The 24,885-nt window shown below is 70.3% G+C and carries 34 protein-coding genes; 30 read left to right on the forward strand and 4 right to left on the reverse strand.

The features are described from left to right. From EDC50_RS10435 to EDC50_RS10480, 10 genes are all read left to right on the forward strand, one after another. A partial coding sequence (locus EDC50_RS10435) for a crossover junction endodeoxyribonuclease RuvC (protein WP_244922527.1) occupies positions 1–485 on the forward strand: 485 nt, incomplete at its 5' end. A 1-nt stretch (position 486) separates the two neighbouring features. Next, a complete protein-coding gene (locus EDC50_RS10440) occupies positions 487–696 on the forward strand; it encodes a hypothetical protein (RefSeq protein WP_123770443.1) in 210 nt (69 codons plus the stop codon). A 73-nt stretch (positions 697–769) separates the two neighbouring features. Then, a complete protein-coding gene (locus EDC50_RS16515; RefSeq protein ID WP_244922529.1) occupies positions 770–1,132 on the forward strand; it encodes a DUF6362 family protein in 363 nt (120 codons plus the stop codon). An 18-nt stretch (positions 1,133–1,150) separates the two neighbouring features. After that, entirely contained in the window at positions 1,151–1,417 is a 267-nt protein-coding gene (locus EDC50_RS10450) for a type II toxin-antitoxin system ParD family antitoxin (protein ID WP_024892269.1), read from the forward strand. Then, positions 1,414–1,707: a type II toxin-antitoxin system RelE/ParE family toxin gene (locus EDC50_RS10455; RefSeq protein WP_123770444.1), complete on the forward strand. Its 294-nt coding sequence runs from the start codon at positions 1,414–1,416 to the stop codon at positions 1,705–1,707. Before EDC50_RS10450 ends, EDC50_RS10455 begins: the two co-directional genes overlap by 4 nt. A gap of 29 nt (positions 1,708–1,736) precedes the next feature. Beyond that, a complete protein-coding gene (locus tag EDC50_RS16520) occupies positions 1,737–2,000 on the forward strand; it encodes a hypothetical protein (RefSeq protein WP_199742047.1) in 264 nt (87 codons plus the stop codon). Positions 2,001–2,016: 16 nt separating this feature from the next. Beyond that, positions 2,017–3,312 (forward strand): ISL3 family transposase, encoded by a 1,296-nt coding sequence (locus EDC50_RS10465; RefSeq protein ID WP_123770445.1) that lies wholly within the window; start codon positions 2,017–2,019, stop codon positions 3,310–3,312. Positions 3,313–3,352: 40 nt separating this feature from the next. Then, the gene (locus EDC50_RS10470; protein WP_123770446.1) at positions 3,353–3,523 is read left to right on the forward strand and encodes a helix-turn-helix domain-containing protein; all 171 of its coding nucleotides are present in this window, start codon (positions 3,353–3,355) and stop codon (positions 3,521–3,523) included. A 254-nt stretch (positions 3,524–3,777) separates the two neighbouring features. Next, positions 3,778–5,322 (forward strand): site-specific DNA-methyltransferase, encoded by a 1,545-nt coding sequence (locus EDC50_RS10475; protein ID WP_242002940.1) that lies wholly within the window; start codon positions 3,778–3,780, stop codon positions 5,320–5,322. Next, complete coding sequence (locus EDC50_RS10480) at positions 5,319–6,584, forward strand: site-specific DNA-methyltransferase (protein WP_123770447.1); 1,266 nt, start codon at positions 5,319–5,321, stop codon at positions 6,582–6,584. The genes EDC50_RS10475 and EDC50_RS10480 overlap by 4 nt, the downstream gene beginning before the upstream one ends. On the opposite strand, the gene EDC50_RS10485 is transcribed toward EDC50_RS10480, so the two are convergent. From EDC50_RS10485 to EDC50_RS10500, 4 genes are all read right to left on the reverse strand, one after another. Continuing rightward, positions 6,548–6,916: a hypothetical protein gene (locus EDC50_RS10485; RefSeq protein ID WP_115044280.1), complete on the reverse strand. Its 369-nt coding sequence runs from the start codon at positions 6,914–6,916 to the stop codon at positions 6,548–6,550. The two genes, EDC50_RS10480 and EDC50_RS10485, sit on opposite strands and share 37 nt — an antisense overlap. Before the next feature lie 126 nt (positions 6,917–7,042). Next, entirely contained in the window at positions 7,043–7,630 is a 588-nt protein-coding gene (locus tag EDC50_RS10490; protein ID WP_123770448.1) for a DUF3489 domain-containing protein, read from the reverse strand. A gap of 34 nt (positions 7,631–7,664) precedes the next feature. Further along, on the reverse strand, positions 7,665–7,910 hold the full coding sequence (locus EDC50_RS10495; protein ID WP_123770449.1) for a hypothetical protein: 246 nt from the start codon (positions 7,908–7,910) through the stop codon (positions 7,665–7,667). Positions 7,911–8,003: 93 nt separating this feature from the next. Beyond that, the gene (locus EDC50_RS10500; RefSeq protein WP_123770450.1) at positions 8,004–8,270 is read right to left on the reverse strand and encodes a hypothetical protein; all 267 of its coding nucleotides are present in this window, start codon (positions 8,268–8,270) and stop codon (positions 8,004–8,006) included. A 120-nt stretch (positions 8,271–8,390) separates the two neighbouring features. Here EDC50_RS10500 and EDC50_RS10505 point away from each other — a divergent pair, with 120 nt between their 5' ends. From EDC50_RS10505 to EDC50_RS10595, 20 genes are all read left to right on the forward strand, one after another. Next, a complete protein-coding gene (locus EDC50_RS10505) occupies positions 8,391–8,921 on the forward strand; it encodes a hypothetical protein (protein WP_019562352.1) in 531 nt (176 codons plus the stop codon). Further along, positions 8,921–10,894 carry a phage terminase large subunit family protein gene (locus EDC50_RS10510; protein ID WP_123770451.1) on the forward strand — a complete coding sequence of 658 codons (1,974 nt, stop codon included), beginning with the start codon at positions 8,921–8,923 and terminating at the stop codon, positions 10,892–10,894. Before EDC50_RS10505 ends, EDC50_RS10510 begins: the two co-directional genes overlap by 1 nt. A gap of 36 nt (positions 10,895–10,930) precedes the next feature. After that, positions 10,931–11,422 carry a hypothetical protein gene (locus EDC50_RS10515; protein WP_123770452.1) on the forward strand — a complete coding sequence of 164 codons (492 nt, stop codon included), beginning with the start codon at positions 10,931–10,933 and terminating at the stop codon, positions 11,420–11,422. Next, positions 11,422–11,808 carry a hypothetical protein gene (locus tag EDC50_RS10520; protein ID WP_123770453.1) on the forward strand — a complete coding sequence of 129 codons (387 nt, stop codon included), beginning with the start codon at positions 11,422–11,424 and terminating at the stop codon, positions 11,806–11,808. The genes EDC50_RS10515 and EDC50_RS10520 overlap by 1 nt, the downstream gene beginning before the upstream one ends. Then, on the forward strand, positions 11,808–12,029 hold the full coding sequence (locus EDC50_RS10525) for a phage head-tail joining protein (protein ID WP_054284871.1): 222 nt from the start codon (positions 11,808–11,810) through the stop codon (positions 12,027–12,029). Before EDC50_RS10520 ends, EDC50_RS10525 begins: the two co-directional genes overlap by 1 nt. Positions 12,030–12,038: 9 nt before the next feature. Further along, complete coding sequence (locus EDC50_RS10530; protein WP_081770272.1) at positions 12,039–12,446, forward strand: D-Ala-D-Ala carboxypeptidase family metallohydrolase; 408 nt, start codon at positions 12,039–12,041, stop codon at positions 12,444–12,446. Next, the gene (locus EDC50_RS10535) at positions 12,443–13,933 is read left to right on the forward strand and encodes a phage portal protein (protein ID WP_123770454.1); all 1,491 of its coding nucleotides are present in this window, start codon (positions 12,443–12,445) and stop codon (positions 13,931–13,933) included. Before EDC50_RS10530 ends, EDC50_RS10535 begins: the two co-directional genes overlap by 4 nt. Positions 13,934–13,938: 5 nt before the next feature. Then, positions 13,939–15,177 carry a S49 family peptidase gene (locus EDC50_RS10540; protein ID WP_123770455.1) on the forward strand — a complete coding sequence of 413 codons (1,239 nt, stop codon included), beginning with the start codon at positions 13,939–13,941 and terminating at the stop codon, positions 15,175–15,177. Positions 15,178–15,180: 3 nt separating this feature from the next. Beyond that, complete coding sequence (locus tag EDC50_RS10545; RefSeq protein WP_123770456.1) at positions 15,181–15,558, forward strand: head decoration protein; 378 nt, start codon at positions 15,181–15,183, stop codon at positions 15,556–15,558. 66 nt (positions 15,559–15,624) lie between these two features. Further along, complete coding sequence (locus EDC50_RS10550) at positions 15,625–16,626, forward strand: major capsid protein (protein ID WP_123770457.1); 1,002 nt, start codon at positions 15,625–15,627, stop codon at positions 16,624–16,626. A gap of 22 nt (positions 16,627–16,648) precedes the next feature. Further along, positions 16,649–16,924: a head-tail joining protein gene (locus EDC50_RS10555; RefSeq protein ID WP_425477916.1), complete on the forward strand. Its 276-nt coding sequence runs from the start codon at positions 16,649–16,651 to the stop codon at positions 16,922–16,924. Then, a complete protein-coding gene (locus EDC50_RS10560) occupies positions 16,921–17,346 on the forward strand; it encodes a hypothetical protein (protein ID WP_123770459.1) in 426 nt (141 codons plus the stop codon). The genes EDC50_RS10555 and EDC50_RS10560 overlap by 4 nt, the downstream gene beginning before the upstream one ends. 8 nt (positions 17,347–17,354) lie before the next feature. Continuing rightward, positions 17,355–17,576, forward strand: a complete 222-nt coding sequence (locus tag EDC50_RS10565; RefSeq protein ID WP_123770460.1) for a DUF7210 family protein — start codon at positions 17,355–17,357, stop codon at positions 17,574–17,576. Positions 17,577–17,578: 2 nt separating this feature from the next. Further along, positions 17,579–18,331, forward strand: a complete 753-nt coding sequence (locus EDC50_RS10570; RefSeq protein ID WP_123770461.1) for a phage tail tube protein — start codon at positions 17,579–17,581, stop codon at positions 18,329–18,331. 4 nt (positions 18,332–18,335) lie between these two features. Continuing rightward, the gene (locus tag EDC50_RS10575; protein WP_242002939.1) at positions 18,336–18,770 is read left to right on the forward strand and encodes a DUF6631 family protein; all 435 of its coding nucleotides are present in this window, start codon (positions 18,336–18,338) and stop codon (positions 18,768–18,770) included. Next, positions 18,770–18,934: a hypothetical protein gene (locus tag EDC50_RS16400; protein WP_170167616.1), complete on the forward strand. Its 165-nt coding sequence runs from the start codon at positions 18,770–18,772 to the stop codon at positions 18,932–18,934. The genes EDC50_RS10575 and EDC50_RS16400 overlap by 1 nt, the downstream gene beginning before the upstream one ends. Then, entirely contained in the window at positions 18,931–19,572 is a 642-nt protein-coding gene (locus EDC50_RS10580; protein ID WP_123770462.1) for a DUF6441 family protein, read from the forward strand. Before EDC50_RS16400 ends, EDC50_RS10580 begins: the two co-directional genes overlap by 4 nt. Before the next feature lie 116 nt (positions 19,573–19,688). Next, positions 19,689–22,271, forward strand: coding sequence for a phage tail protein (locus tag EDC50_RS10585; protein ID WP_242002938.1), 2,583 nt, complete (start codon positions 19,689–19,691; stop codon positions 22,269–22,271). 3 nt (positions 22,272–22,274) lie between these two features. Further along, positions 22,275–23,333: a hypothetical protein gene (locus tag EDC50_RS10590; RefSeq protein WP_123770464.1), complete on the forward strand. Its 1,059-nt coding sequence runs from the start codon at positions 22,275–22,277 to the stop codon at positions 23,331–23,333. After that, a complete protein-coding gene (locus EDC50_RS10595; RefSeq protein WP_123770465.1) occupies positions 23,330–24,883 on the forward strand; it encodes a hypothetical protein in 1,554 nt (517 codons plus the stop codon). Before EDC50_RS10590 ends, EDC50_RS10595 begins: the two co-directional genes overlap by 4 nt. Positions 24,884–24,885 lie beyond the last annotated feature (2 nt).

Consider the following 24,885-nt stretch of genomic DNA (forward strand, 5'->3'; position numbering starts at 1 on the left):
CTGACACCATGCACACCACGATCCTGGCCCTGGACCTGGGCACCACCACCGGCTGGGCGCTGCGCGACCGCACGGGCCGAATCACCAGCGGCAGCCAATCCTTCAAGCCGCAGCGCTTCGAAGGCGGCGGCATGCGCTACCTGCGCTTTGGCCGTTGGATTTCTGAAATTCAGACATCGGTTTCTGAACTTCAGTTTTTGTACTTCGAGGAAGTGCGCCGCCACGTCTCGACCGACGCGGCGCACGCCTACGGCGGGTTCCTGGCCACGCTCACGGCCTGGTGCGAGCACCACGGCATCCCCTACCAGGGCGTGCCGGTGGGCACGATCAAGAAGCACGCCACCGGCAAAGGCAACGCCCGCAAGGACGCGGTGATGGCGGCCGTGCGTGCGCGCGGCTACCTGCCCACCGACGACAACGAAGCCGACGCGCTGGCCCTGCTGCACTGGGCCATCCAGCAGCACGACGCGGCGCAGGAGGACTGAGATGATTGTTCCGACCCCTCGCTACCGCTGCCCGCTGGGGCGCCTGCAGCCCGAGCCGATGGACGTGGAGGCCGTCAAGCGCCGCGGCTGGCGCGAGCAACGCCTGCTCGTCGTCTCCCTCGAGGACGACCGGCTCGACTGGATGGAACGCGAGCTGATCCGCCGAATCGGCGAGCGGCTCTACGGTGCACGGGAGGCGCGCCATGGCTGAGTGGACCGTCGAGCGGGTGGCCGAACGCTTCCGGGAGGCGGCCATCACCGCCCACCGCTAGCCGTCCGTGCGCGTGCAGGGCCCCGTCCACACCTGGCCCGCGCTCCGGCGCAGGCCCTGGGAGACGCTGGGGGCCGAACCCACGATCCGGCGCTTCCCGCCCGCACCCGAGACGGTCGAGCGGATGCTCGAGACCATGCGCTGGGTCTTGTGGCTGGAGGAAGAGGAACGGCATCTCGTGTGGATGCGCGCCGAGCGCCACCGCTGGCGCGACATCTGCGCCCGCTTCGGCTGCGACCGGACCACGGCGTGGCGGCGGTGGCAGCGGGCGCTCTCGATCGTGGCGGACGCGCTCAACGGCAACCGAGAAGCGGACCGCCTGCCCAGCCGTTCGCTTGACAAGACGGGGTTGCAGGAATCCAATAACAGTTATTAACTGTTAGGATGCAAGCCCATGCCGACGAGCGTCGCCCTCAGCCCCCATTTCGAGGCGTTCATCAAGGAGCAAGTCGCCTCCGGTCGCTACAACAACGCCAGCGAGGTCGTTCGCGCAGGCCTGCGTTTGCTGGAAGAGCAAGCCCAGCGTCACGCCCTGCAGCTGGAAGAGCTGCGCGCGGCCATCACGGCCGGTCGATCCAGTGGTCCGGGGCAGCCGGCCGAAGAGGTCTTTGATCGTCTGGAGGCGAAGTATCGGGGTCAGGCAAAGCGCCGGACGACATGAACCGGCTCGTCATCACCCCACTGGCCGCAAGCGACATCGAGGAAATCGGCGACTACATCGCCCAGGACAATCCTGGCCGGGCCGTCAGCTTCATGGCAGAACTTCGCGTGCAATGCAGAAAGATCGCCGCGGCACCCCAGGCGTACCGGCTTCGCCCCGAGCTCGGCGAAGGCATTCGATCCTGCGCCCACGGCAACTACGTGATCTTCTTCTGCGCGTACGACGATGAAGTGAGCATCGTGCGCGTCTTGCACGGCGCGCGCGATATCGGCGCCCAGTTCGGTGGCTAGCACCGGTCAAGTGGGCGTCTTGGATGGCCATGAAGAATCGCCCCGACCGGATCCTCGAAGCCGTCCATGAGACGGCGCGCGACCTGCATCGCCTGGGCTTCATCGACAAGCGCAAGATGCGCAAATACGACGCGCTGTGCCTGGCGCCGGTGCATGAATACGACGCCGACAAAGTGGCTCTTCGTCATTTCGTGTGGAACCCAACAGTCACAATGACTCCTGGTCGTCGAGCCCGGTGGGCATGTGTGCAGGCCGCTGGCCGGCCTGTGCACATGTCCACCGGGCGTGTTTGATCAGGAGGATGAGTCCATGGGCATTGCCGTAGAAGCTCTGTTCACCAGCGCGCTGGGCTTGCAGCCGCCGTGGGTCGTCGATGACGTCAGGCTCGACATCGCCAAGCGCCGCATCGACTTCGAGATCGGCTGCCACACCAGCAGGCTCGCCTGCCCGGCATGCGGTGCGGCCACGCAACCGGTGCACGACCGGCTGCGCCGATCCTGGCGGCACCTGGACTTCTTCCAGTTCGAGGCCTGGCTGCACTGCGATGTGCCGCGCGTGGCCTGCGGTGCTTGCGGCAAGACCACGCAGGTGGCCGTGCCGTGGGCGCGAGCGGCCTCGGGCTTTACCGCGGCGTTCGAAGCGCTGGCGCTGATCTTGTGCCTGGACCTGCCGGTGCGCCAGGCCGCCGAGTTACTGCGCTGCAAGGACAAGCGGCTGTGGCGGCGCATCGAGTTCTACGTCGCGCAGGCGCGTGCGCTGGAAGACTTCGCCGGCGTGCGCACGGTGGGCATCGACGAGACCAGCCTGCGGCGCGGGCAGCACTACATCACCGTCGTGCACGACCTGGATCGCAAGCGGCTGCTGTTCGCCACCGAGGGGCGCGAGCACCGCACGGTGGTGGAGTTCGCCGAGGATCTGAAGGCCCATGGCGGCGATCCCGCCCAGGTGCGGCACGTGTGCATGGACATGAGCGCAGCCTACGCCAAGGGCGTGGCGCTGGCGCTGCCCGAGGCGCAGATCAGCTACGACCGCTTCCACGTCGTCTCGATGGCCATCGAGGCGATGGACCAGGTGCGCCGCGCGGAGATGGCCACCGACGCGCAGGCGGTGCGAGCCGCGCTGGGCGCTGGCGGCCGCAAGACGCTCAGGCAGCTGCTGTGGGGCATGCGGCGCAACCCCAGCACCTGGAGCGCCCGCCAGCTCCAGGCCATGCACTGGCTGCAGCGCTCGACGCTCAAGAGCGCGCGGGCGTGGCGGCTGAAGATGGCGCTGCGCGCGGTGTACGCACGGGCCACAGCGCACAACAGCATCGAGCAGGCCGCATCCGACCTCAGGGCCTGGCTGAGCTGGGCGCGGCGCTGCCGGCTCGAGCCGTTCAAGAAGCTGGCCGCCACGCTCAAGGAGCGCTTCGACGCCGTGGTGCGCGGCATGGTCGATCACCGCAGCAACGCCTTCGTCGAGGCGATGAACGGGCTGCTGCAGCAGGCCAAGCGCGCCGCACGCGGCTTCAGGACGAGCCAGAACTTCATCGCCATCGCCTACCTGCGCATGTCCAAGCTCAAGCACCTGCCGGCCAGTCCGTTCGCGCCAGCCATGCCGACATGACGCGAAGCGTTTCCACACAAAACGGCATAGAGCCGACAAAGTGCGCGCCTTGCGCGAACGCCTGCACTTGAGTCAGGCCGTGCTGGCATCGGTCCTCAACACCAGCGTCTCGACCGTGCGCAAGTGGGAAGTGGGCGACAAGAAGCCCAGTGGTCCCTCGCAGAAGCTGCTCGACCTCATCGAACGCAAGGGGCTGGAGGCCGTGCTCTGAAGTCGCGGGGCACGAGCGCAGGCCACCGCGCCTGCGTGTTTTGGCGTGATTTGGCGGGTGCGGTCGCGCATCCGCGCGCATCGGCGGCGAAATGCGGCTTTCGCCACTGCAACAGATCCGCCCGTTTGGGGGTAGCATTTCGGCTAAGGTCTGGACAGCGGCGTCGGTCGAGGAAGCCGCCCAGCCATTCACGGGTCCTTCCTGGCGACCCAGCCATGCGGGGGGCGCGAGCGCGGCGCTTCGATAGCGTCAGGGTGCAAACCGAGGTTTGCAGGGTTTGCGGTTTGCAGCCCTCCAGCCCGAGACCTTCTCCCCGACACTCCCAGCCCGCCCACGGTCCGCCGTCGGCGGGCTTCTTCGTTTCCGAGGCACCGATTCTGGACACGCTCGCCGTCACGTACCGCAAGGTCGAGACGCTGATCCCCTACGCCCGCAATCCGCGCACGCACAGCGACGAGCAGATCGCGCGCATCGCCGCCAGCATCGCCGAGTTCGGCTGGACCAACCCGATCCTGGTCGATGGCGAGCACGGTGTGATCGCCGGTCACGGCCGGCTGCTGGCCGCACGCAAGCTGGGGCTCGCCGAAGTGCCGGTGATCGAGCTCGCGCACCTGACGCCTGCGCAGAAGCGCGCCTACGTGATCGCCGACAACCGGCTCGCGCTCGATGCCGGCTGGGACCAGGCGATGTTGGCGCTGGAGTTCGCCGAACTGGCCGACGCCGGCTTCGATCTGGACCTGACCGGCTTCTCGGCCTCCGAGATCGAAGGCCTGCTCGACGCCATCGAGAAGACGGAACCGTCCGCCGAAGAGGACACGAGCGCTTTGGTCCGCGACCCGGACGAGGACGACGTCACACCGCCCGCGGTGGCGGTCACACGCCCCCGCGATCTGTGGCTGATCGGTGAACACCGACTGCTCTGCGCCGACAGCAGCGACGCGGCCGCCGTCGCGCGCCTCCTCGAGGGCGAGCGGGCGCACCTGCTCTTCACCAGCCCACCGTATGCCAACCAGCGCGACTACACCACCGGCGGCATCGCGGACTGGGACGCGTTGATGCAGGGCGTGTTCGGCGCTGCCCGCGCGGCACTGCGCGAGGACGCGCAAATCCTGGTCAACCTCGGGCTCGTGCATCGCGACAACGAGTGGCAGCCGTACTGGGACGGCTGGATCGCATGGATGCGCACTCAAGGCTGGCGGCGCTTTGGCTGGTACGTGTGGGACCAGTCGGTGACCGTGCCCGGCGACTGGGCCGGGCGGCTGGCGCCCCGGCACGAGTTCGTCTTCCACTTCAACCGACGCTCGCGCAAGCCGAACAAGACCGTGCCCTGCAAGTGGGCCGGGCACGAGACGCACCTGCGCGCCGACGGTTCGTCCACCGCGATGCGCGGCAAGGACGGCAAGGTCGGCGCCTGGAACCATGCCGGACAGCCCACGCAGGAGTTCCGCATCCCAGACTCGGTCGTCGAGGTGACGCGCCAGCGCGGCCGCATCGGTGAAGGCATCGATCATCCGGCGGTGTTCCCGCTGGGCCTGCCGAAGTTCTTCATCGAGGCCTACACCGACGCGGGCGAGATCGTCTTCGAGCCGTTCGCGGGCTCGGGCACCACGCTGCTGGCCGGCCAACTCACCGGCCGCCCGGTACGCGCCATCGAACTCGCTCCAGAGTACGTGGACGTCGCGCTGCGCCGCTGGCTGCAGCACCACCCGGGCACGGTGCCGGTGCTGGAGGGCAGCGGCCGGACCTTCGCCGAAGTCGCCGCCGAGCGGCTGGGCGAGACGGCGGAGGTCACTGCATGAGCTGGCTGGCCGATCGCATCGAGCACTGGCCGATCGACAAGCTGCTGCCCTACGTGCGCAACGCCCGCCAGCACTCGGACGAGCAGATCGCCCAGATCGCGGCCTCCATCGCGGAGTTCGGCTTCGTCAATCCCATTCTCACCGGCGCCGACGGTGTGCTGGTCGCGGGCCATGGGCGGCTTGCCGCCGCGCGCAAGCTGGGCCTGCCCACAGTGCCGGTGGTCGTGCTCGATCACCTCACGCCGACCCAGCGCCGCGCCCTGGTGCTCGCGGACAACCGGCTCGCGGAACTCGCGACCTGGGACGATGCCCTGCTGCGCATCGAACTGGAGGCGCTGCAGGACGATGGCTTCGATCTCGATCTCACCGGATTCGACGCCGATGCACTGGCAGAACTGCTGGCCGATGAGGAACCACAGATCGAGGGCCGGACGGAGGACGATGCCATCCCGGAGATGCCGGAAGAGCCGGTGTCTCGGCCGGGCGACGTCTGGCGGCTCGGGCCGCACCGCCTGGTCTGCGGCGACGCGACCACCGCCGAGGCCTACGCGCGCCTGTTTCCGGACGGCGAGCGGGCGGACATGGTCTTCACCGATCCGCCCTACAACGTGAACTACGCCAACAGCGCGAAGGACAAGCTGCGCGGCAAACACCGCCCCATCCTCAACGATGCGCTGGGCGAAGGCTTCTACGATTTCCTCTTTGATGCGCTGGCGCTGATCATGGCGCACACCCGAGGCGCGATCTACGTCGCCATGTCCTCCAGCGAACTGGACACGCTGCAAGCGGCCTTCCGCGCCGCCGGCGGGCACTGGTCGACCTTCATCATCTGGGCCAAGAACACCTTCACGCTGGGCCGCTCGGACTACCAGCGCCAGTACGAGCCGATCCTCTACGGCTGGCCCGAAGGCGCGACGCGCCACTGGTGCGGCGACCGCGACCAGGGCGACGTCTGGCAGATCAAGAAGCCAGCGAAGAACGATCTGCACCCGACCATGAAGCCGGTGGATCTGGTCGAGCGGGCCATCCGCAACTCCAGCCGCCCCGGCGACGTGGTGCTCGACCCCTTCGGCGGCTCGGGCACGACCTTGATCGCCGCCGAGAAGGCCGGGCGCGTGGCGCGGCTGATCGAGCTCGACCCGAAGTATGCGGACGTGATCGTGCGGCGCTGGCAGGACTGGACGGGCCAGCAAGCCACCCGCGAGGCGGATGGCCTGGCCTTCGATCAGGCGGCGAGCGACTCGTCGGCGATCGCGCAGTGAATCACGAACCCGGTCAGATAAGGCAGCCCGCGCGGGATGCCGTAGTCCTTGCTGGTCTGGCGGCCGATGGTCCATCCCATCCACTGCCGGGTGGCGGCGTCGATCGCGTCGTGGAGGGTCTGGCCCGCATGCAGGTGGGGGAGCACTTCGTCCGCGAAGTGGCGGCCGTGACGGCTGTCGAGGAAGGCTCGCACTGCCTCCAGGGTCTGGCCGGTGGCCTGCGAGATCGTGGTCATCGTGATGGGCCAGGCGGCGTCGGCGTGTTCGTTCATCGTGCCGTAAAAGCCCCAGGCGTCGTTGCGGGTGGCGGGGATGGGCTGGGTCGTGGTCATGGGTTGCTCCTGCGGGTTGGGGTGGCGACACCCGTATGAACGCGCTGTTCGATCGAGAAGCCAAGCATCAGATCGTTGATTGATTCCTTTGGGAAACGGCGCGGCTTTAGGCCGCGCCTTTGACAGTCAGCGAATCCGGTAGACGCGCTCGCCGCCCGGGGATTTCTCGGAGACGATCGTCAGGCCCAGTTTCTTCTTCAGCGCCCCGGCCAAGGTGCCGCGCACCGTGTGCGCCTGCCAGCCGGTGCTGTCCATGATCTGGCGGAGGGTGGCGCCTTCGGGACGCTGCAGCATCGCGATCACCTGCGCCTGCTTGCTGTGGGCGCGGGGGCGGCGCGGCTCGGCGCTGCGATGCGCATCCTGCGCCCAGGCCGCTTCGGCGGCGTTCACCGCCGCCTCCAGGTCGGCCTCGTCGCGCGCCGTCTGCGCCTGCTCGGCCTGGGCGATCACCGCATCGAGTTTCGCAACGAAGGACTGGCGCTGGGCGGTGCGGGCACCCGGGCGCGGCACGCCCAAGGCCTCGTAGCCTGCGTCGGCAACGACCCAGACCTCGCCCTGGCGGGCGATCAGGGCGCGGTTGGCCAGGCCGTCGAGCACCTTGCGGCGGGCACCGCCTTGGATGTGCTCGGGGAACCAGTCGATTCGGCCGTCGCTGTGCTCGAGCGCATGGGCCAGGATCGCGTGCTGGGCGGGGGTCAGGGTGATGGTGCTCATGGTCTGCTCCTGGATAGGGATGGATCGGCGCGAGTCAGTCTTCCCAGAGGTGCTCGCCATCGAGGCTGATCCACAGGCGCGCATCGCGCGCGGTGGCCATCTCGCGCACCGCCAAGCCGGTTTTGAGGTGGGTGCCGGTCTTGCCGGTGAAGTCGTAACGCTGGCCGTCGTGCATCACGGTCGTTGGGCCTTGCTCGTCGAACTCGATTCGGATCAGGCGGGTGCCGAGGGCGTTGCCGTTGGTGTCGGTGACCTGGGGTTGGCGGATGCGCAGGGTCATGGTCTGCTCCTTGGTGCGTGGTGATCGGGTGAGGTGATGAACGCGCTGTTCGCGTGAGAAGCCAAGCGTTCTTGCTTGGCTTCGCATTGCTCGTCAGACCTTGCGCAACACCGCGATGCCGGCCTGCGCCAGTTCGAGCGCGGCGGCGTGGAAGGCCATCTCGCCGACCCAGGGCGCAGCCCTTGCGTCGTCAAACAAGCGGTCGATGACCGGCCGGGCCTTGGCGCGCATCGCGGCGCAGGCGGCTTCGAGCTCGTCGCGGCTGGCGGCGGCCACCTCCTTGCGGCAAGTGCGCACCAGCACGGTCAGGGCGGCCTCGGCGAGCTTGGTGGCGAGAAGGTCGGGGATGTGGGGGTTCATCGGGCGTCCTTTCGGTCGGGTGGTTCGGGGTGACGTGATGAACGCGCTTCTCGCCCGTGAAGCCAAGCGTTTTCTGCGGGTGTTGGGCAAGAACTGACGATGACTTGATCGAAGAGGGCCATGGGCATCTCGATTCGCGCCTACGCCCGCCACCGTGGGGTATCGGACACCGCCGTGCACAAGGCCATCCGCACCGGGCGCATCACGCCCGAGGCGGACGGCACCATCGACCCAGACCGGGCCGACCGCGACTGGACCCGGAACTCCGAGCCGCCGAAGGCGGGAACGGGCTCCCGGACCGTGAAGGTGCGGGTGGCGGAGGATCCGGCCCCCAACCTCGCCACCGGCCTGCCCGCAGGCGGCACCACGCTCGTGCAGGCGCGCACGGTCAACGAGGTGGTCAAGGCGCAGACCAACAAGGTGCGGCTGGCCCGCCTCAAGGGCGAACTGGTCGATCGCCACCAGGCCATCGCGCATGTGTTCAAGCTCGCCCGTACGGAGCGCGACGCTTGGCTCAACTGGCCGGCGCGGATCTCGGCGCAGATGGCGGCCCGGCTCGGCGTGGAGGCCCACACCCTGCACGTGGCCCTGGATGCCGCCGTGCGCGAGCACCTCGCCGAGCTCGGGGAACTCAAGGTTCGGGTCGATTGATGGACGAGTTCGCCTATGAGGGCTGGGACGTCATCGAGCGCGCTTGGCGCGAGGGCCTCACGCCGGACCCGCTGCTCACCGTCTCCGAATGGGCCGACCGTCACCGGGTGCTGTCGAGCAAGGCCTCGAGCGAGCCGGGGCGCTGGCGCACCAGCCGCACGCCGTATCTGAAGGCGATCATGGACTGCCTGTCGCCGACCTCGCCCATCGAGCGCGTGGTGTTCATGAAGGGCGCGCAGGTGGGCGCGACCGAGACCGGCTCGAACTGGATCGGCTACGTGATCCACCACGCGCCGGGGCCGATGATGGCCGTGTGGCCCACCGTGGAGATGGCCAAGCGCAACTCCAAGCAGCGCATCGACCCGCTGATCGAGGAGTCGCCGGTGCTCTGCGAACTCATCGCTCCGGCGCGTTCGCGCGACTCGGGCAACACCATCCTCGCCAAGGAGTTTCGTGGCGGCGTGCTGGTGATGACCGGCGCGAACAGCGCGGTGGGCCTGCGCTCGATGCCGGTGCGCTATCTCTTTCTCGACGAGGTGGACGCCTACCCGCTCGACGTCGAGGGGGAGGGCGATGCGATCTCGCTCGCTGAGGCGCGCACGCGCACCTTTGCGCGGCGCAAGATCTTCATCGTCTCGACGCCGACGATCGCGGGCGCCTCGGCCATCGAGCGCGAGTACGAGGCATCCGACCAGCGGCGCTACTTCGTGCCCTGCCCGCATTGCTCGCACCGGCAGTGGCTGCGCTTCGAGCAACTGCGTTGGGAGAAGGGCCGGCCCGAGACGGCGGCGTATGTGTGCGAATCATGCGAGACGGCGATCGCCGAGCACCACAAGACCTGGATGCTGGAGCACGGCGAGTGGCGCGCGACGGCGGAAGGCTCGGGCAAGACGGCGGGGTTTCATCTGTCGTCGCTGTACAGCCCGCTGGGCTGGCGCGCCTGGTGCGAGATCGCCGCTGCGTGGGAAGCCGCCGTCAGTAAAGAGTCGGGATCGGCCGCTGCCATCAAGACTTTCAAGAACACCGAGCTCGGCGAGACCTGGGTCGAGGAGGGCGAAGCGCCCGACTGGCAACGCCTGCTGGAGCGCCGCGAGGACTATGCCATCGGCACCATTCCCGCCGGCGGGCTCTTGCTCACCGCCGGCGCCGACGTGCAGAAGGACCGCATCGAGGTCTCGGTCTGGGCCTTCGGGCGTGGCAAGGAGGCCTGGCTCATCGAGCACCGGGTGCTGATGGGCGACACCGCACGGGATGCGGTGTGGAAGGCGCTGGGCGGGATGCTCGCCGAGACCTGGACCCATGCCTCGGGCGCGGCCATGCCGCTGGCCCGCTTGGCGCTGGACACCGGCTTTGCGACACAGGAGGCCTACGCCTTCGTGCGCGCCTGCCGCGACGCGCGGGTGATGGCGGTCAAGGGCGTGCGGACGGGTTCGATGGGGGGCGCAGCCCTGATCGGCACACCGACGGCGGTCGATGTCTCGCAGGCGGGCAAGAAGCTGCGCCGGGGCATCAAGGTGTATGCGGTCGCGGTGGGGCTCGCCAAACTCGAGTTCTACAACCACCTGCGCCAGAGCGCGGAGGTGGCCGACGACGGCGTGACGGTGACCTACCCGGCCGGATTCGTCCACCTGCCCAAGATCGACGCCGAGTTCCTCCAGCAGCTCTGCGCCGAGCAACTGATCACCCGCCGCGACAGGAATGGTTTTCCGGTGCGGGAGTGGCAGAAGGTGCGTGAGCGCAACGAAGCGCTGGACTGCTACGTCTACGCCCGCGCCGCGGCCAGTGCCGCGGGGCTGGACCGTTTCGAGGAGCGCCATTGGCGCGAACTGGAGCGGCAACTGGGGCTGCCGCCGGCCGGCGAGCCCGAGTCGCTAATCGAACGACCTTCCGAGGCCACCCCCAGCGGTGGCCTCGCTACTTCTACGAACCGCCACCCCGGCCGGCGTGTCATCCGCAGCCCCTGGCTGCGCTGATCCACGCCGGCCGTCCCGAACCCCGAAGGAGAACCCATGTCCCTGGCCACCCGCATCGAAAGCCTCGTCCTGCGCGTCGCGCAGGAGTTCAACGACGTCCGCGCCAAGGCCGGCAATCTCGCCAACCTCACCACCACCGACAAGTCCAGCCTGGTGGCGGCCATCAACGAACTGAAGGCCGCGGTGCAGGCCTCGGGGGCGATCGACGACACCCAGGTCGCCACGAGCAGCACCTACTCCTCGCACAAGATCGTCACGCTGCTCGACACCCTCAAGGCCGAGATCCTGGGCGGGGCCGATGCCGCCTACGACACGCTGCTGGAGATCCAGCAGCTGCTGCAGGACGGCACCAGCGGCCTGGACGCGCTGCTTGCCGCGGTCAACCACCGCGTGCGCTTCGACGCGGCGCAGACCCTGACGGCTACCGAGCAGGCCCAGGCGCGCAGCAACATCGGTGCCGTGGCCGCGGCTGAGGTGGGCGACACCGACACCGACTTCGTCGCGATCTTCGAAGGGGCCCTGGTCTGATGAGCCTGGCCTCGCGCATCGGCGCCTTGGCCGGCCGCATCGGGCGGGAGGTCAAGGTCGGCGCCGACCACCCGGGTCTGGCGCGGGCCTGGGTGTGTTTCGGCTATGTCGGCAACCAGGTCGTCGTGCGCGCTGCGCACAACGTCGCCTCGGTCACGCGGCTGGCCGCAGGGCGCTACCGCGTGCACTTCGCCAGCCCGCTGCCGGACGCGAACTATGCCTGGGTGGGCGTCGCCCGCAGCAACACCAACACGGGCACGCAGCGGCTGCTGATCGTGCGCGCGACCGCCGACGAGAAGACGCCGACGCACGTCGATGTGGGCTGCGCGACCACCGCCGCGTCCTTCGCCGACTCCCCCGAGATCGACCTCGTGGTCTACCGCTGATGGCCTACACCCAAGCCGACCTCGAGGCCCTGCAAGCCGCGCTCGCCAAGGGCGAGAAGCGCGTGAGCTTCGGCGACAAGACGGTCGAGTACCGCTCGATCGAGGAGTTGCAAGCCGCCATCCGAGCGGTCAAGCGTGACCTGCACGAACAGGCCGTGGCCACGGGGCTGTGGCCCAGCGCGCCGCGGCAGATCCGGATTCATACCCGCAAAGCGACCTGAGGGTTCATCATGCGTGAGACGACGCAAAGCGCGCTCGACTGGCGCCGCTATCCCAACTTTCGTCCCGAGGAGTTTCGCTGCCGGCACACTGGGCGGCTGCGCATGGATCCGGGGTTTATGGAGCGGCTGCAGCGGCTGCGCAGCGCCTATGGCCGCTCGATGGTGATCACCAGCGGTTACCGCGATCCGACCCACCCGGCCGAGGCGGCCAAGACGAGCAGCGGCGCCCACACCCTGGGGCGGGCCTGCGACGTGGCCGTGCACGGTCGCGATGCCCTCGATCTCGTCGTGCTCGCGGTGGCCCACGGCTTTACCGGCATCGGGGTGCAGCAGCGGGGACTGCGGCGTTTCATCCATCTGGACGACTTGGACGCCACGACGGACCGTCCGCGTCCGACCCTGTGGAGCTACGCGTGAGCTGGTGGAGCGGTCTCAAGCGCCGCATCTTCGGTGCGAGCCCGACCTACGACGGCGTGGGCGGCGGCCGCCGGGCCGTCGCCTGGCAGGTCGGCAATCCCGGGGCGGTCGCGGCGCTGGCTTTCACGCAGAACGAACTGCGCGCCAAGAGCCGCGATCTCGCCCGGCGCAACGCCTGGGCGGCCGCGGGCATCGAAGCCTTCGTGGCCAATGCCATCGGCACCGGCATCAAGCCGCAGAGCATGGTGACTGATGCGGCCGTGCGCGAGGCCATCCACGCGTTATGGTGGGACTGGGTGGAGGAGGCCGACGCCGCAGGACTCACCGACTTCTACGGCCTGCAGGCGCTCGCCTGCCGCGCGATGCTGGAAGGCGGCGAGGCGCTGGTGCGCCTGCGCTGGCGCCGCCCGGAGGACGGCCTCGCGGTCGGCCTGCAACTGCAGGTGCTGGAGCCCGAGCACCTGCCGACGACGCTCAACCGCGACCTGCCCTCGGGCCACGTCATCCGCGCCGGCATCGAGTTCGACCGGCTCGGGCGGCGCGTGGCCTATCACCTGACCCGCTCGCATCCGGGCGACGGGAGCCTGGCGCCGATGTCGGGCACGGGTACCTCCGCGGGAGGTCTCGACACCGTGCGCGTGCCGGCGAACGAGGTCATCCACCTGTTCCGCCCGCTGCGCCCGGGGCAGATCCGCGGCGAGCCGTGGCTCGCCCGCGCCCTGGTGAAGCTGCACGAACTCGACCAGTACGACGACGCGGAACTGGTACGCAAGAAGACCGCGGCGATGTTCGCCGGCTTCATCACGCGGCTCGCCCCCGAGGACACCCTGATGGGCGAAGGGCTGCCGGACGCCCAGGGCGCGGCGCTCGCCGGGCTGGAACCCGGCACCTTGCAGATCCTGGAGCCGGGCGAGGACATCAAGTTCTCGGCGCCGGCCGACGTGGGCTCGAGCTACGGCGAGTTCATGCGCCAGCAGTTCCGCGCCGTGGCCGCCGCCATGGGCATCACCTACGAGATGCTCACCGGCGATCTCACCCAGGTGAACTACTCCAGCATCCGCGCCGGGCTGCTGGAGTTCCGCCGCCGCTGCGAGGCCATCCAGCACGGGGTGATCGTGCACCAGCTCTGTCGCCCGGTGTGGCGCGCCTGGATGGAGCAGGCCGTGCTCGAAGGGGCGCTGAGCCTCCCCGGCTACGCCCGCCGCCGGCGCGCGTACCAGGCCGCCAAGTGGATCCCGCAGGGCTGGCAGTGGGTCGATCCGCTCAAGGAGTTCAACGCGCTCAAGCTCGCGATCCGCGCCGGGCTGATGAGCCGCTCGGAGGCGATCTCGGCCTACGGCTACGACGCCGAGGACATCGACCGCGAGATCGCGGCGGACAACGCCCGCGCCGATGAACTGGGGCTGGTCTTCGACTCGGATCCGCGGCACGACCAAGCATCGAGGCCGGTGCCGACACCTGCGCCCGACACCGAACTCCAGGACTGACACCGATGCTGCCCCATCTCGCCTCCCGGCTCTTTGGCACGCCCTTGCTCGTCCAGCGCGCCAAGCTCGACCTGATCCTCGCGGTGCTCTCCGAGCGCTTGCATCTGGCCGCGCCGGACGTCGAACTCGCGCCGCCGCTGCCGAGGGCCCCGAACCCTGCGGCGTCTGCGTCAAGCTCGATCGCCGTCCTGCCGATCCACGGCACCCTGGTCAAGCGCACGCTGGGGCTGGAGGCGGCCTCGGGGCTGACGAGCTACGCCGAGATCGGCGCGCGGCTGGAGGCGGCACTGGCCGACCCGACGGTCGCCGGCATCGTGCTCGACATCGACTCGCCCGGCGGCGAGACCGGCGGCTGCTTCGAACTCGCCCGCCGCGTGCGCGAGGCGGCCGCCGTGAAGCCCGTCTGGGCCGTGGCCAACGACGCCGCCTTCTCCGCGGCCTACGCCATCGGCTGCGCCGCCGATCGGCTCTTCGTCACCGAGACCGGCGGCGTGGGCTCGATCGGCGTGATCGCGCTGCACGTCGACCAGTCGGTCAAGGACGCCCGGGACGGCTTGCGCTACACCGCGATCACCGCGGGCGAGCGCAAGAACGACTACTCGCCGCACGAGCCGCTCCACGATGCCGCCCGCGCGGCGCTGCAGGCCGAGGTGGACCGGCTGCACGCGCTCTTCGTCGCACACGTGGCGGCGATGCGCGGCCTCGACGAGGACGCGGTGCGCGCGACCGAGGCCGCGCTCTTCTTCGGCCCGCAGGCTGCTCGAGCCGGGCTGGCCGATGGCGTGGCGACGCTGGCCGCGGTGCTCGCCGAGTTCGACCGACATCTTTCTGCCGCGCGGCGTCCGTCTTCCCCGCCGCGCCAGGCCCCGACCGGGAAGGCGACCGTTTTCCGAGGAACCCCCACCATGACCGATACCCCGTCCGAAACGCTCGGCGTGGATGAGGCCGCCACCCTGGTGGCCGAGGCCCGCCGCGAAGTGGCGCAGTCCGCGCAAGCGATCGCGCAACTGTGCCTGATCGCCGGCTGCCCCGAGCGCGCCGCCGAGTTCATTGCCGCCGGCCGCACCGAAGCCGAGGTGCGCCGCGCCCTGATCGAGGCGCGCGCCACCCACAGCATGGAGTCGGCCGTGCGCTCGACCCACGCGCCCCAGGACTGGGCCGCCCCCGGCGCCGATCCGGCCGCCTCGCCCGTGGTCGCCGCCGTGAAGAAGCTCGTCCGTCGAGAACCCCTTGCCGCGGAGTAAGCCATGCCCACGCTCACCCAAGCCCCCAACCTCGGCGACCTGCTGAAGTACGAGGCGCCGAACCTGTACTCGCGCGACCAGGCGACCGTGGCGGCCGGGCAGAACCTCCCGCTCGGCGCCGTGGTCGGCCGCGTCACGGCCACAAGCAAGCTCAAGGCCCTCGACCCCGCGGCCGGCGACGGCAGCGAAGTCGCCGTGGGCGTGCTCGCGCTGGCCGTCGATGCGACGCTGATCGACCGGGAGGACGCGATCTTGATCGCCCGCCACGCCATCGTCGCGCGAAACGCACTGGTCTGGCCCGCGGGGATCACCACCGCGCAGCAGCTCGCTGCGATCGCACAGCTCGAAGCGCGCGGCATCGTGGTGCGCGACAGCGCCTGATTCCGCCCCTCCCCACACCTCGGACGACCCGCCATTCGGCGGGTTCGTCGTTTCTGGAGTCTCCCGATGCTCAACCCCTTCGATTCCCCCGGCTTCTCGATGGCGAGCCTGACCGCCGCCATCAACCTCATCCCCAACCGCTACGGGCGGCTGGAAGCCTTGAACCTGTTTCCGGCCAAGCCCGTGCGCACGCGCCAGGTCGTGATCGAGGAGTACGCCGGGCGCCTGAACCTGCTGCCCACCCGGCCGCCCGGCTCGCCGGGCACGGTGGGCGAACGCGGCCAGCGCCGGCTGCGCTCCTTCGTCATCCCGCACATCCCGCACGACGACGTGGTGCTGCCCGAGGAGGTCCAGGGCATCCGCGCCTTCGGCTCGGAGACGGAAGTTGAGGCCGTCGCGGGCGTGCTGGCGCGGCACCTGGAGACCATGCGCAACAAGCACGCGATCACCCTCGAACACCTGCGCATGGGGGCGCTCAAGGGCCAGATCCTGGACGCCGACGGCAGCACGATCTACGACCTGTTCGACGAGTTCGATCTCAGGCAGACCACCATCGCCTTCGATCTGGCCAATGCCGCGAGCGACGTCAAGGGCCACTGCTACGAGGTGCTGGCCCACATCGAGGAGAACCTCAAGGGCGAGTTCATGACCGGCGTGCACGTCCTGTGCTCGCCCGAGTTCTTCCGGGCGCTCACCGGCCACAAGTCGGTCAAGGAGGCCTATGCGCAGTGGCAACAGGGCGCGATCCTGATCAACGACGTGCGCGCCGGCTTCGTCTTCGCCGGCATCACCTTCGAGGAGTACCGCGGCCAGGCGACCGACGCCCACGGCAACGCGCGCCGCTTCATCGCCGCGGGCGAGGCCCACGCCTTCCCGCTGGGCACGGTGGACACCTTCGCCACCTACTTCGCCCCGGCCGACTTCAACGAGACGGTGGGCACCCTCGGCCAGCCGCTCTACGCCAAGCAGGAGCCGCGCAAGTTCGACCGCGGCACCGATCTGCACACCCAGAGCAACCCGCTGCCGATGTGCCACCGGCCGGGCGTGCTGGTCAAGCTCACCGTCTGAGGGTGCCTGTCCGATGGTCCGTGTGGAGGATCTGTACGACGCCGCCGAGCGCGCGGGGCTCTTGACGCCCGTCGTGGTGGGCACCACCACCGTGCACTGTGCGTTCCGTGCGCCGGACGAGACGGTGCTCGAAGGCCTGGCGCTCTCGCGCGACTTCGAGCTCGAGTACGCGGCCTCGCGCCTGGCGCTCGCACCGGGCGACGTGGTCACCATCGCCGGCGAGCCCTACCGCGTGCGCGAGGTGCGAGCGCTCGGCGACGGCCGCGAGTGCCGGGCCCAGCTTGCGAGGCTGCCATGAACTCGGTGCGCGAGCGCCTGCTGCGCATCCTGATCGATCGGCTCACGGCGGCCCTGGCCCCGGCGCCCGTGCTGCGCCAGCCGGCCACACCGCTGCCCCGCGAGGCCGGCCCGGCACTGCTCGTCTTCGTCGAGGGCGACGCCCTCACCGCGCATGCCAACCGGCTGGTGGACCGGGCGCTCACCGTGCGCCTGGTCGCGCTCGCGCGCGGCGCGGACGCCTTCGACGCGGCCGACCGGCTGATCGTCGCCGCCCACGCCGCCGTGCTCGCGGACCCGAACCTGGGCGGCCTGGCGCTCGCGGTGCGCGAGCTCGACGCCGACTGGGACGCCGACGACCTCGATGCCGGCACGGTGACGCTGCCGGCGCGCTACGAGATCCGCTACCGCACCACGCTGACCGACCTCACGACCACGGGATGACCCATCCAATGCACATCGAACTGCTCCAAGCCCACACCCACGCCGGTCGGCGCTTGAGCGCCGGCGCGCGGCTGGACCTGCCCGAGGCCAGCGCCCGCTGGCTGATCGCCCAGGGCGCGGCCCGGCTCGTCACGCCGGACTCCCCGGCGCCGGCCGCATCCCTCAAACCCTCGCGCCGTGACGGTCCCGCCGCCGCGGCCCCGTCCACGCCCACCCCCACGGGAGACTGACCATGGCCTACTTCTCCGGACAAGGGCGCGTCTACATCGGCGCGCGCGATGCGGCCGGCAACCCCGCCGGCCTCACCTTCGTCGGCAACGTGCCGGAACTGAAGGTGTCGCTGTCGGTGGAGACGCTGGAACACCAGGAGGCGCAGTCCGGCCAGCGCCTCACCGACCTGCAGCTCATCAAGACCAAGAAGGGCGAGTTCGCCTGCACGCTGGAGGAACTGAGCAGCGGCAACCTCGCGCTCGCCCTCTACGGCCACTCGACCACGGTGGCAGCGGGCACGGTCACGGGCGAGGCGCTGCCCAACCCGGTGACCGCGGGCCACCTCTATCCGCTCGCACACCAGAACGTCTCGGCGGTGCAGATCCAGGACGGCAGCAGCCCGCCCAAGCCCCTGCCGGCGACGCAGTACCAGGTGCACGCCCGGCACGGCTCGGTGCTGATCCTCGACGCCACGACCGGCGGCCCCTATGTCGAGCCCTTCACCGTGGATTACGCCTTTGGTGCCGCGCAGAGCACGGCGATGTTCACCCGGCCGCTGCCCGAGCGCTGGATCCGCTTCGAGGGCCTGAACACCGCCGACGCCAACCGCGAGGTGGTGATCGACCTCTATCGCGTGGCGATCAACCCGGCCAAGGAGCTTTCGATCATCACCGACGAACTGCTGAAGTTCGAACTCTCCGGCCAGGTGCTGGCGGACCTCTCCAAACCCACCGACGGCGAGCTCGGCCAGTTCGGCCGCCTGGTGCTCTTGTAAGGGGATGGCGATGACCGATAGCAATACCGACTTCCAGACCTTCCCGCCCGTGCCCCAGGTGGTCACGGTGGCCGGCACCGCGCTGGAACTCACGCCGATCCGGCTGGGCGAGTTACCCCGGATCCTCGCCGCGGTGCGGCCCATCGCCGCCGATCTCTCGGCCGAGCCGGATTGGCTCGCGCTGCTCGCCCGGCACGGCGAGGCGGTGCTGGAGCTGCTCGCGCTCGCCACCCGGCGCGACCGCGCCTGGATCGAGGGGCTGGCGCTCGACGAGGCCGTCACCCTGGCCGCCGCCGTGTTCGAGGTGAACGCGGATTTTTTCGTGCGGCAGGTGGCGCCGAGCATCGCGCGCTCGGGCGAGCGGCTGGCGCCGATCCTGCCGGCTGGGACGATGCCGTCGCCCGGCTCGTCGCCTGCGGTCACCGCCCCGCCGAGGTGATGGGCTACACGCTCGCGCAAGTGCGCGGGTTGCTGGCCGCCCACGGTCGGCTGGAACGTAGGCAGAACGCCTTGCGGCTGGCCTTGCACGCGGTGGCGGCCCAGGGCGACCGGGCGGCCATCGAGCGGCTGCAGCGCGAGTTGTGGGAGGACGTGCGGCCATGAAACTGACGCTCACCACCTCCGGACTGCTCGATCCGAGGCGGCTCTCGGCCTGGAGCGTGGAGCGTCGGCGGGCGATCCATGCCGCCGTCGCCAAAGGGATGGCCTCGGGCGGCCGCGAGGTGCGCGAGGCCGCCCGCGCCCAGATGCGCAGCGCCTTCCAGGTCCGGCGTGCGAGCTTCGTCGCCTCGCTGCAGGCCAAGGTGTTCGACCAGAAGCCCGAACGGCTGCCCGCCCTGTGGGTGGGAAGTCGAATCCCCTGGCTCGGTATTCACACGCATGGCGGCACGGTGGCGGGCCGGATGCTGATCCCGCTGCTGCCGGGACGGATCGGCCCCAAGCGCTTCCGTCAGGTCATCGACGGCCTGATGCGCTCGGGCAACGCCTTCTTCGTCGAGAAGAACGGCCGCGTGCTGCTGATGGCCGAGAACATCCGGGAGAACACCGCACAGCTCAACCGCTTCAAGCGCGCCGAGCGCGAGCGCAGCGGCGTCAAGCGCCTGCAGCGCGGCCAGGAGATCCCCATCGCCGTGCTGGTGCGGCGGGTGGATCTGAAGCGCCGGTTCGATCTCGCAGCAGGCGTGCAAGGCGCCTTGCCCAAGCTCGCTGCCGCGATCGGGCGTGAATTGGACAAACTCTAATGGCAACCGAGCGAGCCCAGATCCTCATCCGCGCCGTCGACGAGACACGCGCGGCCTTCGGCTCGATCCAGCGCAACCTCGGCGGCCTGGCCGACGCCGCACGCCGGGTCAACGGCGTGCTGGCCGGGCTCGGCGTGGCCTTGTCGGCGGCGGGCTTGGCCGCGATGGTCAGGTCGGCGCTGGAGTCGGCCGATGCGCTGAACAAGCTCTCGCAGCGGGTGGGCATCACGGTGGAGGCTCTGTCCACCCTGGTGCCGGCGGCGGAACTGTCCGGGGTCTCGGCGCAGACCTTCGAGACCGGGCTCAAGAAGCTCGCCACCACGATGTTCGAGGCGGCCACGGGCTCGGAGGAGTCCGCCCGGCGCCTCAAAGCGCTGGGCGTGGAGTTCAAGAACCAGGACGGCACGCTGCGCGCGACCGATGCGGTGCTGCTCGATCTGGCCGACCGTTTCCAGGCCATGCCCGACGGGGCGCAGAAGTCGGCGCTGGCGGTGCAGCTCTTCGGCAAGAGCGGCGCGGAGCTCATCCCCTTCCTGAACCAGGGACGCGAAGGCATCGCGGCATTGACCGGCGAGATGGAAGCGCTCGGCGTGCAGATCGGCGGCGACACCGCGGCGCAGGCCGAGGTGTTCAACGACTCGCTGGCCAAGCTGCGGCTGGCTGCGACGAGTCTGGCCAACCGGGTGATCGAGGCCTTCCTGCCGGCCCTGAACGAGATGGCCGGCGGCATGGTCGAGTCGGCCAAGCAGGGCGGCACGCTGCGCGCGATCCTGGACGGCGTGGTGCTGGTGCTCAAGACCCTGGCGCTGGGTGCCGCCACGGTCGGCAAGGCCTTCGTCGCACTCGGCGAGGCGATCGGCGCTGGTGTCGCGGCGGCGGTCGAGGCCCTGCGCGGCAACACCGCCGGGGCCAAGGCCATCATCGCCGAACTCAAGGGCAGCCTCGTGCGGCGTCTGGACGAGTTGGCCGAGTTCCGGGACAGCCTGTTCGACCCCAAGCCCATCGAGGTCCAGGCGCCGCGCATCCAGGCCGACCCGGCGCTGCTGCAACGGCTCACGGCTCCGGGCCAGGCCCGCGAGGCCGCCAGCGCCCTGGCGGCCCTGCGCAAGGCGCAGATGGACGCCGAGTTCGCCCTGCTCAAAGACGGCCTCGAGCGCCAACAGCGCGCGGTCGATCAAGCACTGGAAGACCGGCTGCTGTCGGTGCGCGACTACCACGGCCGCAAGACTGCGCTGGAGCAGCGCGAACTCGACGCCGAGATCGCCCGTCGCCGGCTGGCACTCGCAGCTAGCCAAGCCGTCGCGACCAACCCGCGCGCATCAGAATCGGACCGACTGCGCGCCAAAGCCGAGATCGCCAAGCTCGAGGCCGACCTCATCGTCCTCAACCACCGCCGCGCCGACGTCGAACAGGCCAACGCCCGCGCCGCCGCCCGGGCCGAGCGGGAACTGGCCGAGGCCCTGGCCCAGGCGCGCGAGGAACTCGCCCAGCTCACCGGCACCGACACGGCGGAAGACCGGCGCGCCGCGATCGAGCGCAGCGTCCGGGATCTTCGCGCACGCCTGGCGGCCGAGAACGACGCCGCGGGCGTGGCGCTGATCGACCGGCTCATCGACGTGAAGGCCGCCCAGGCCAACCTCGCCCGGCTGGAACAGGAGTGGCGGCTCGTCACCGAGCGGCTGCGCAATGCCCAGGAGGCGATCCAGATCCAGCAGCAGGCCGGGCTGCTCACCGAAGCCCAGGCGCGCAGGCAGATCGTCGCCTTGCAGCAGCAATCTGCGGCCGAGATGCAGCGCCTGCTGCCCGCGATGCAGCAGGCCGCGCAGGCGATCGGACCGGATGCGGTCAATCGCGTGGCCGCCTGGCGCAACGAACTGGAGCGCACGCGGCTCGTCGTCGATGAGCTCGCGCCGCTGTGGAACCGCATCGGCGAAGGCTTCGGCAACGCCCTGCAGGGCATGGTCACCGGTGCGCAAAGCTTTCGTGAGGCCTTGTCCAACCTGTTCCGCCAGGTGGCCGACGCCTTCCTGCAGCAGATGGTGATCCAGCCCTTCCAGCAGTGGGTGGCGATGCAGGCGCGCATGCTCGCGCTCAAGCTCGGCTTCCTCCAGCAGGAGCAGGCGATCGAGCAAGCGGCGGCGGCCCAGTCGGTGGCGCAGAAGTCTGCCGAGACCACCGCCAAGGTGTCGATGGACGCGGCCCAGGCCGGCGCGGGCGCGGCGGCCTCGCAGGCCTCCATCCCCATCGCCGGGCCGGCGCTGGCCATCGCCGCGATGGCGGCGATGGTGGCGGCCGTCATGGCCTTGCTGGGCGGGATCAAGAAGTTCGCGGCCGGCGGCTTCGTCACGGGTCCCGGCACGGCGACCTCGGATTCGATCCCGGCGCGGCTGTCGGCCGGCGAATACGTGGTGCGTGCGGCGGCGGTCCGGCGTGTCGGCGTGGCCTTCCTCGATGCCCTCAACGATTTGTCCGCCCCGCCGGTGTGGGACGGGCGGCGTCTGGCCCTGGCCGCCGGGGGACTCGTGCCCCAGGTCCAGGTGCAGCCGGCCGCGCCGCAGGTGCATCAGGCCGTGCGCATCGTCAACGCCATCGACCCGGGCGTCACCCACGACCACCTGCAGACCCCCGCCGGCGAGCGGGTGATCCTCAACATCATCGGGCGCAACGCGCGCGCGGTGCGCGCGGCGCTCCAGGGGTAAGCCATGGCCTTGATCTTCATCGACGGCTTCGATCACTACGACCCGCAGGCGCTGGATCCCTTCGGCGACCCGTGGCTCGCGCGCGGCAAGGCGGCGTACCTGTCGCCTCAGGCCACGCGCATCCCCGGCCGGCGACCCTCGTCCTACGCCTTGCGCCTGCCCGCAGGCGCCGGCGGCGGGTATGTGAAGAACCTGGAGGCCGGGCGCACCAGCCTCATCGTGGGCGCGGCACTGCGCGTGGCGCCGTTCGAGAACACCGGCGAGGAGCCGGTGCTGCTCGGCGTGCGCGACACCACCGCGCAGGTGGCGCACCTCGTGCGCATCGGCGAGGACGGGCGGCTCAAGCTCTACCGCCGGCAGTACGGATACGACCAGCCGATCTCGACCTCGGTCACCACGGCCCCGGCGCGCGGCTGGCACTACGTCGAACTGCAGGTCGTGCAGGGGACGAGCAACGGCACGGTGAACGTGCGCCTCAACGGCGTGCTCGCGATCACCCTGTCGGCGCAGAACACGACCCAGGGCGGCGGGCCGCTGCTCACCGCCTTCGCAGGCAGCGTGCCGGGTCAGCCCTGCCCGGTCACGGTCGACGTGGACGACCTCTATCTCGCCGACACCTCGGGCACGATCAACAACACCTTCCTCGGCGACGTGCGGGTCGATGCGCTGAAGCCGCAAGCGCCTGGGGTGCTGAACCAATGGACGGTCGAGCCCACGGGACTGCCCGCTTGGGCCGCGGTGAGCGACGGCGATGAGACGACGGCGCTGCGCGCGGCCACGGCGGGCCTGCGCCAGACCTTCGACGTCGAGGCGCTGCCCGTGATGACCACCCCGGCGATCCACGGCGTGCAGGTGACCCTGCTCGCGCGCAAGACGGATGCGGGCAGCGGCCGCGTGCGTGGGCTCGTGGCGAGCGGTGCGCAGACGGCGGTGAGCGCCGACATCCATCTGCAAGAGCAACTGGCCTGGCACACGGCGCTGTTCGAGCGCAACCCGAACGGCAACGTGCCGTGGACGGAAGGCGCCTTCAACGCCGCCGAGTTCGGGCTGGAGTCGGCATGACCGAGCGTGTGTTGACCGAGGCTCTTGCAGAGGCCGCCGCCCAACCCGCTGCGATGGCGCAGGTGGTCGAACAGCGTGCCGAGGCGATCTCGCGCGCGACCTTCGGGGTTCTCGCCGCCACGGCACTGGCCGAGACCTCGGCCCAGCCGCTGCCGATCCCCCACCTCTCGACGCTGTGGGCCGAGACGCTGGCCGAGCCCGCGCCGCCGCTGCACGCCGCCGCCTTGCTCGTCGAGGTGTTGCGCCGTGATACCGCCGCGGCGGCGATGGTCGCAGAAGCGATGGAGGCCTTCGGCGAAGCGCCCTGGCCCGAGGCTCCACGCGGGGTGTTCGCCTTCCGTCACGACTGGGCCGAGCCCCTCATCGAGCGCCTGCAATGGGCGACCGGCGTAGTGCGGCTCGCCTCGGGCAACGAGGCGCGGCAAGGGCTGCGGCGCGTGCCGCGGCGCTTCCTGACCTACCACGTGGGCCACGGGCGCGCGAGCGACGCGCTGGCGGCCGAATGGCTGGCCGACCATCTGGGCAGGACTGCGTGGTGGCCGCTGCCGCAACATGCGGTGCGGCTGGGTGCTGCCGCTGAGACCGGGGCCTTCGCGCTGGACATCCTTGCACCAGCCGGCCACGGTTTCGCGCCTGCTTCCTACCGGCTGGAAGAGGGCGGGCTGCAGCGCGAGGACGCGCCGTTGCGCGCCATCGTGTTCACGCAGACGGGCTGGCAGGTGCTGGCGCTCACCGAGGTGGAGCCCGAGCGGCTGTGGCTCACCGAGCCGCTGGCACGGGCGGTCCCCGCGGGCACGACCGTCCTGCCCCTGGTCGAGGGCCTCGCGGTGGAGCCGGCCGAGTTCGCGCAGTGGGTGCCCGGCCTCGATGCGGGCAGCGTCACCGCGCAGGTGGCCTTCGAGCCGCTGCCCGACGAAGGGCGGCTCGACGATCTCTGGCTCGACGGCCTGCCCGTCTGGCCCGATGGCAACTGGCGCGACGACCCCACCCATACGGCGGATGGCGTGGTCACGCGGCAGGACCTCTCCCCGGCCGACCCCTGGGTCCGCCGTGACGACCCGTGGCCGACGACGACCTTCCAGCGCCGGTTTCTGGCGGCCGGGCGCGAAGACATCGTCCGCTGGCGCGCGCGGCTGTACCGCGCCCAAGGGCGGCTCGGTGCCTGTTGGCTGCCCGACGGGTTGGCCCCGGTGCTGCGCGTGCAGGCCGAGGCCGAGGTCGAGGCCGGGTACTTGCGCGTGGACGCCGAGGCCGGCGCCGCCTTCTGGCACCGACCGGCCGCCGCGCTGATCCTGCACCCCGACGGCACGCGCCAGGCCGTGCTCACCGCCACATTCCACAGCGACGATGGCGGCGTACTGGTCTTGTGCTCCGGCCTCGAGGCGCCTGTGCCCGCTGGAAGCCGGGCCATCCGCCTCGCACGTTGCCGGCTCGACCACGACGCCGTCGATCTGTACTGGCACACCCCCGAGCTGGTCGAGATCCCCCTGACCCTGCGCCGGCTGCCAGAGCCGCGCGGCAACGATCGCATCACCTACACCCCGTCCTGACC

Source organism: Vulcaniibacterium tengchongense (assembly GCF_003814555.1).
Taxonomy (GTDB): domain Bacteria; phylum Pseudomonadota; class Gammaproteobacteria; order Xanthomonadales; family Xanthomonadaceae; genus Vulcaniibacterium; species Vulcaniibacterium tengchongense.

Coding starts and splice junctions, on each gene's coding strand:
- EDC50_RS10440 (WP_123770443.1), top strand. CDS start 487: ATGATTGTTCCGACCCCTCGCTACCGCTGCCCGCTGGGGCGCCTGCAG.
- EDC50_RS10450 (WP_024892269.1), top strand. CDS start 1,151: ATGCCGACGAGCGTCGCCCTCAGCCCCCATTTCGAGGCGTTCATCAAG.
- EDC50_RS10455 (WP_123770444.1), top strand. CDS start 1,414: ATGAACCGGCTCGTCATCACCCCACTGGCCGCAAGCGACATCGAGGAA.
- EDC50_RS16520 (WP_199742047.1), top strand. CDS start 1,737: ATGAAGAATCGCCCCGACCGGATCCTCGAAGCCGTCCATGAGACGGCG.
- EDC50_RS10465 (WP_123770445.1), top strand. CDS start 2,017: ATGGGCATTGCCGTAGAAGCTCTGTTCACCAGCGCGCTGGGCTTGCAG.
- EDC50_RS10480 (WP_123770447.1), top strand. CDS start 5,319: ATGAGCTGGCTGGCCGATCGCATCGAGCACTGGCCGATCGACAAGCTG.
- EDC50_RS10485 (WP_115044280.1), bottom strand. CDS start 6,916: ATGACCACGACCCAGCCCATCCCCGCCACCCGCAACGACGCCTGGGGC.
- EDC50_RS10490 (WP_123770448.1), bottom strand. CDS start 7,630: ATGAGCACCATCACCCTGACCCCCGCCCAGCACGCGATCCTGGCCCAT.
- EDC50_RS10495 (WP_123770449.1), bottom strand. CDS start 7,910: ATGACCCTGCGCATCCGCCAACCCCAGGTCACCGACACCAACGGCAAC.
- EDC50_RS10500 (WP_123770450.1), bottom strand. CDS start 8,270: ATGAACCCCCACATCCCCGACCTTCTCGCCACCAAGCTCGCCGAGGCC.
- EDC50_RS10505 (WP_019562352.1), top strand. CDS start 8,391: ATGGGCATCTCGATTCGCGCCTACGCCCGCCACCGTGGGGTATCGGAC.
- EDC50_RS10510 (WP_123770451.1), top strand. CDS start 8,921: ATGGACGAGTTCGCCTATGAGGGCTGGGACGTCATCGAGCGCGCTTGG.
- EDC50_RS10515 (WP_123770452.1), top strand. CDS start 10,931: ATGTCCCTGGCCACCCGCATCGAAAGCCTCGTCCTGCGCGTCGCGCAG.
- EDC50_RS10520 (WP_123770453.1), top strand. CDS start 11,422: ATGAGCCTGGCCTCGCGCATCGGCGCCTTGGCCGGCCGCATCGGGCGG.
- EDC50_RS10525 (WP_054284871.1), top strand. CDS start 11,808: ATGGCCTACACCCAAGCCGACCTCGAGGCCCTGCAAGCCGCGCTCGCC.
- EDC50_RS10530 (WP_081770272.1), top strand. CDS start 12,039: ATGCGTGAGACGACGCAAAGCGCGCTCGACTGGCGCCGCTATCCCAAC.
- EDC50_RS10540 (WP_123770455.1), top strand. CDS start 13,939: ATGCTGCCCCATCTCGCCTCCCGGCTCTTTGGCACGCCCTTGCTCGTC.
- EDC50_RS10545 (WP_123770456.1), top strand. CDS start 15,181: ATGCCCACGCTCACCCAAGCCCCCAACCTCGGCGACCTGCTGAAGTAC.
- EDC50_RS10550 (WP_123770457.1), top strand. CDS start 15,625: ATGCTCAACCCCTTCGATTCCCCCGGCTTCTCGATGGCGAGCCTGACC.
- EDC50_RS10560 (WP_123770459.1), top strand. CDS start 16,921: ATGAACTCGGTGCGCGAGCGCCTGCTGCGCATCCTGATCGATCGGCTC.
- EDC50_RS10565 (WP_123770460.1), top strand. CDS start 17,355: ATGCACATCGAACTGCTCCAAGCCCACACCCACGCCGGTCGGCGCTTG.
- EDC50_RS10570 (WP_123770461.1), top strand. CDS start 17,579: ATGGCCTACTTCTCCGGACAAGGGCGCGTCTACATCGGCGCGCGCGAT.
- EDC50_RS10575 (WP_242002939.1), top strand. CDS start 18,336: ATGGCGATGACCGATAGCAATACCGACTTCCAGACCTTCCCGCCCGTG.
- EDC50_RS16400 (WP_170167616.1), top strand. CDS start 18,770: ATGGGCTACACGCTCGCGCAAGTGCGCGGGTTGCTGGCCGCCCACGGT.
- EDC50_RS10580 (WP_123770462.1), top strand. CDS start 18,931: ATGAAACTGACGCTCACCACCTCCGGACTGCTCGATCCGAGGCGGCTC.
- EDC50_RS10590 (WP_123770464.1), top strand. CDS start 22,275: ATGGCCTTGATCTTCATCGACGGCTTCGATCACTACGACCCGCAGGCG.
- EDC50_RS10595 (WP_123770465.1), top strand. CDS start 23,330: ATGACCGAGCGTGTGTTGACCGAGGCTCTTGCAGAGGCCGCCGCCCAA.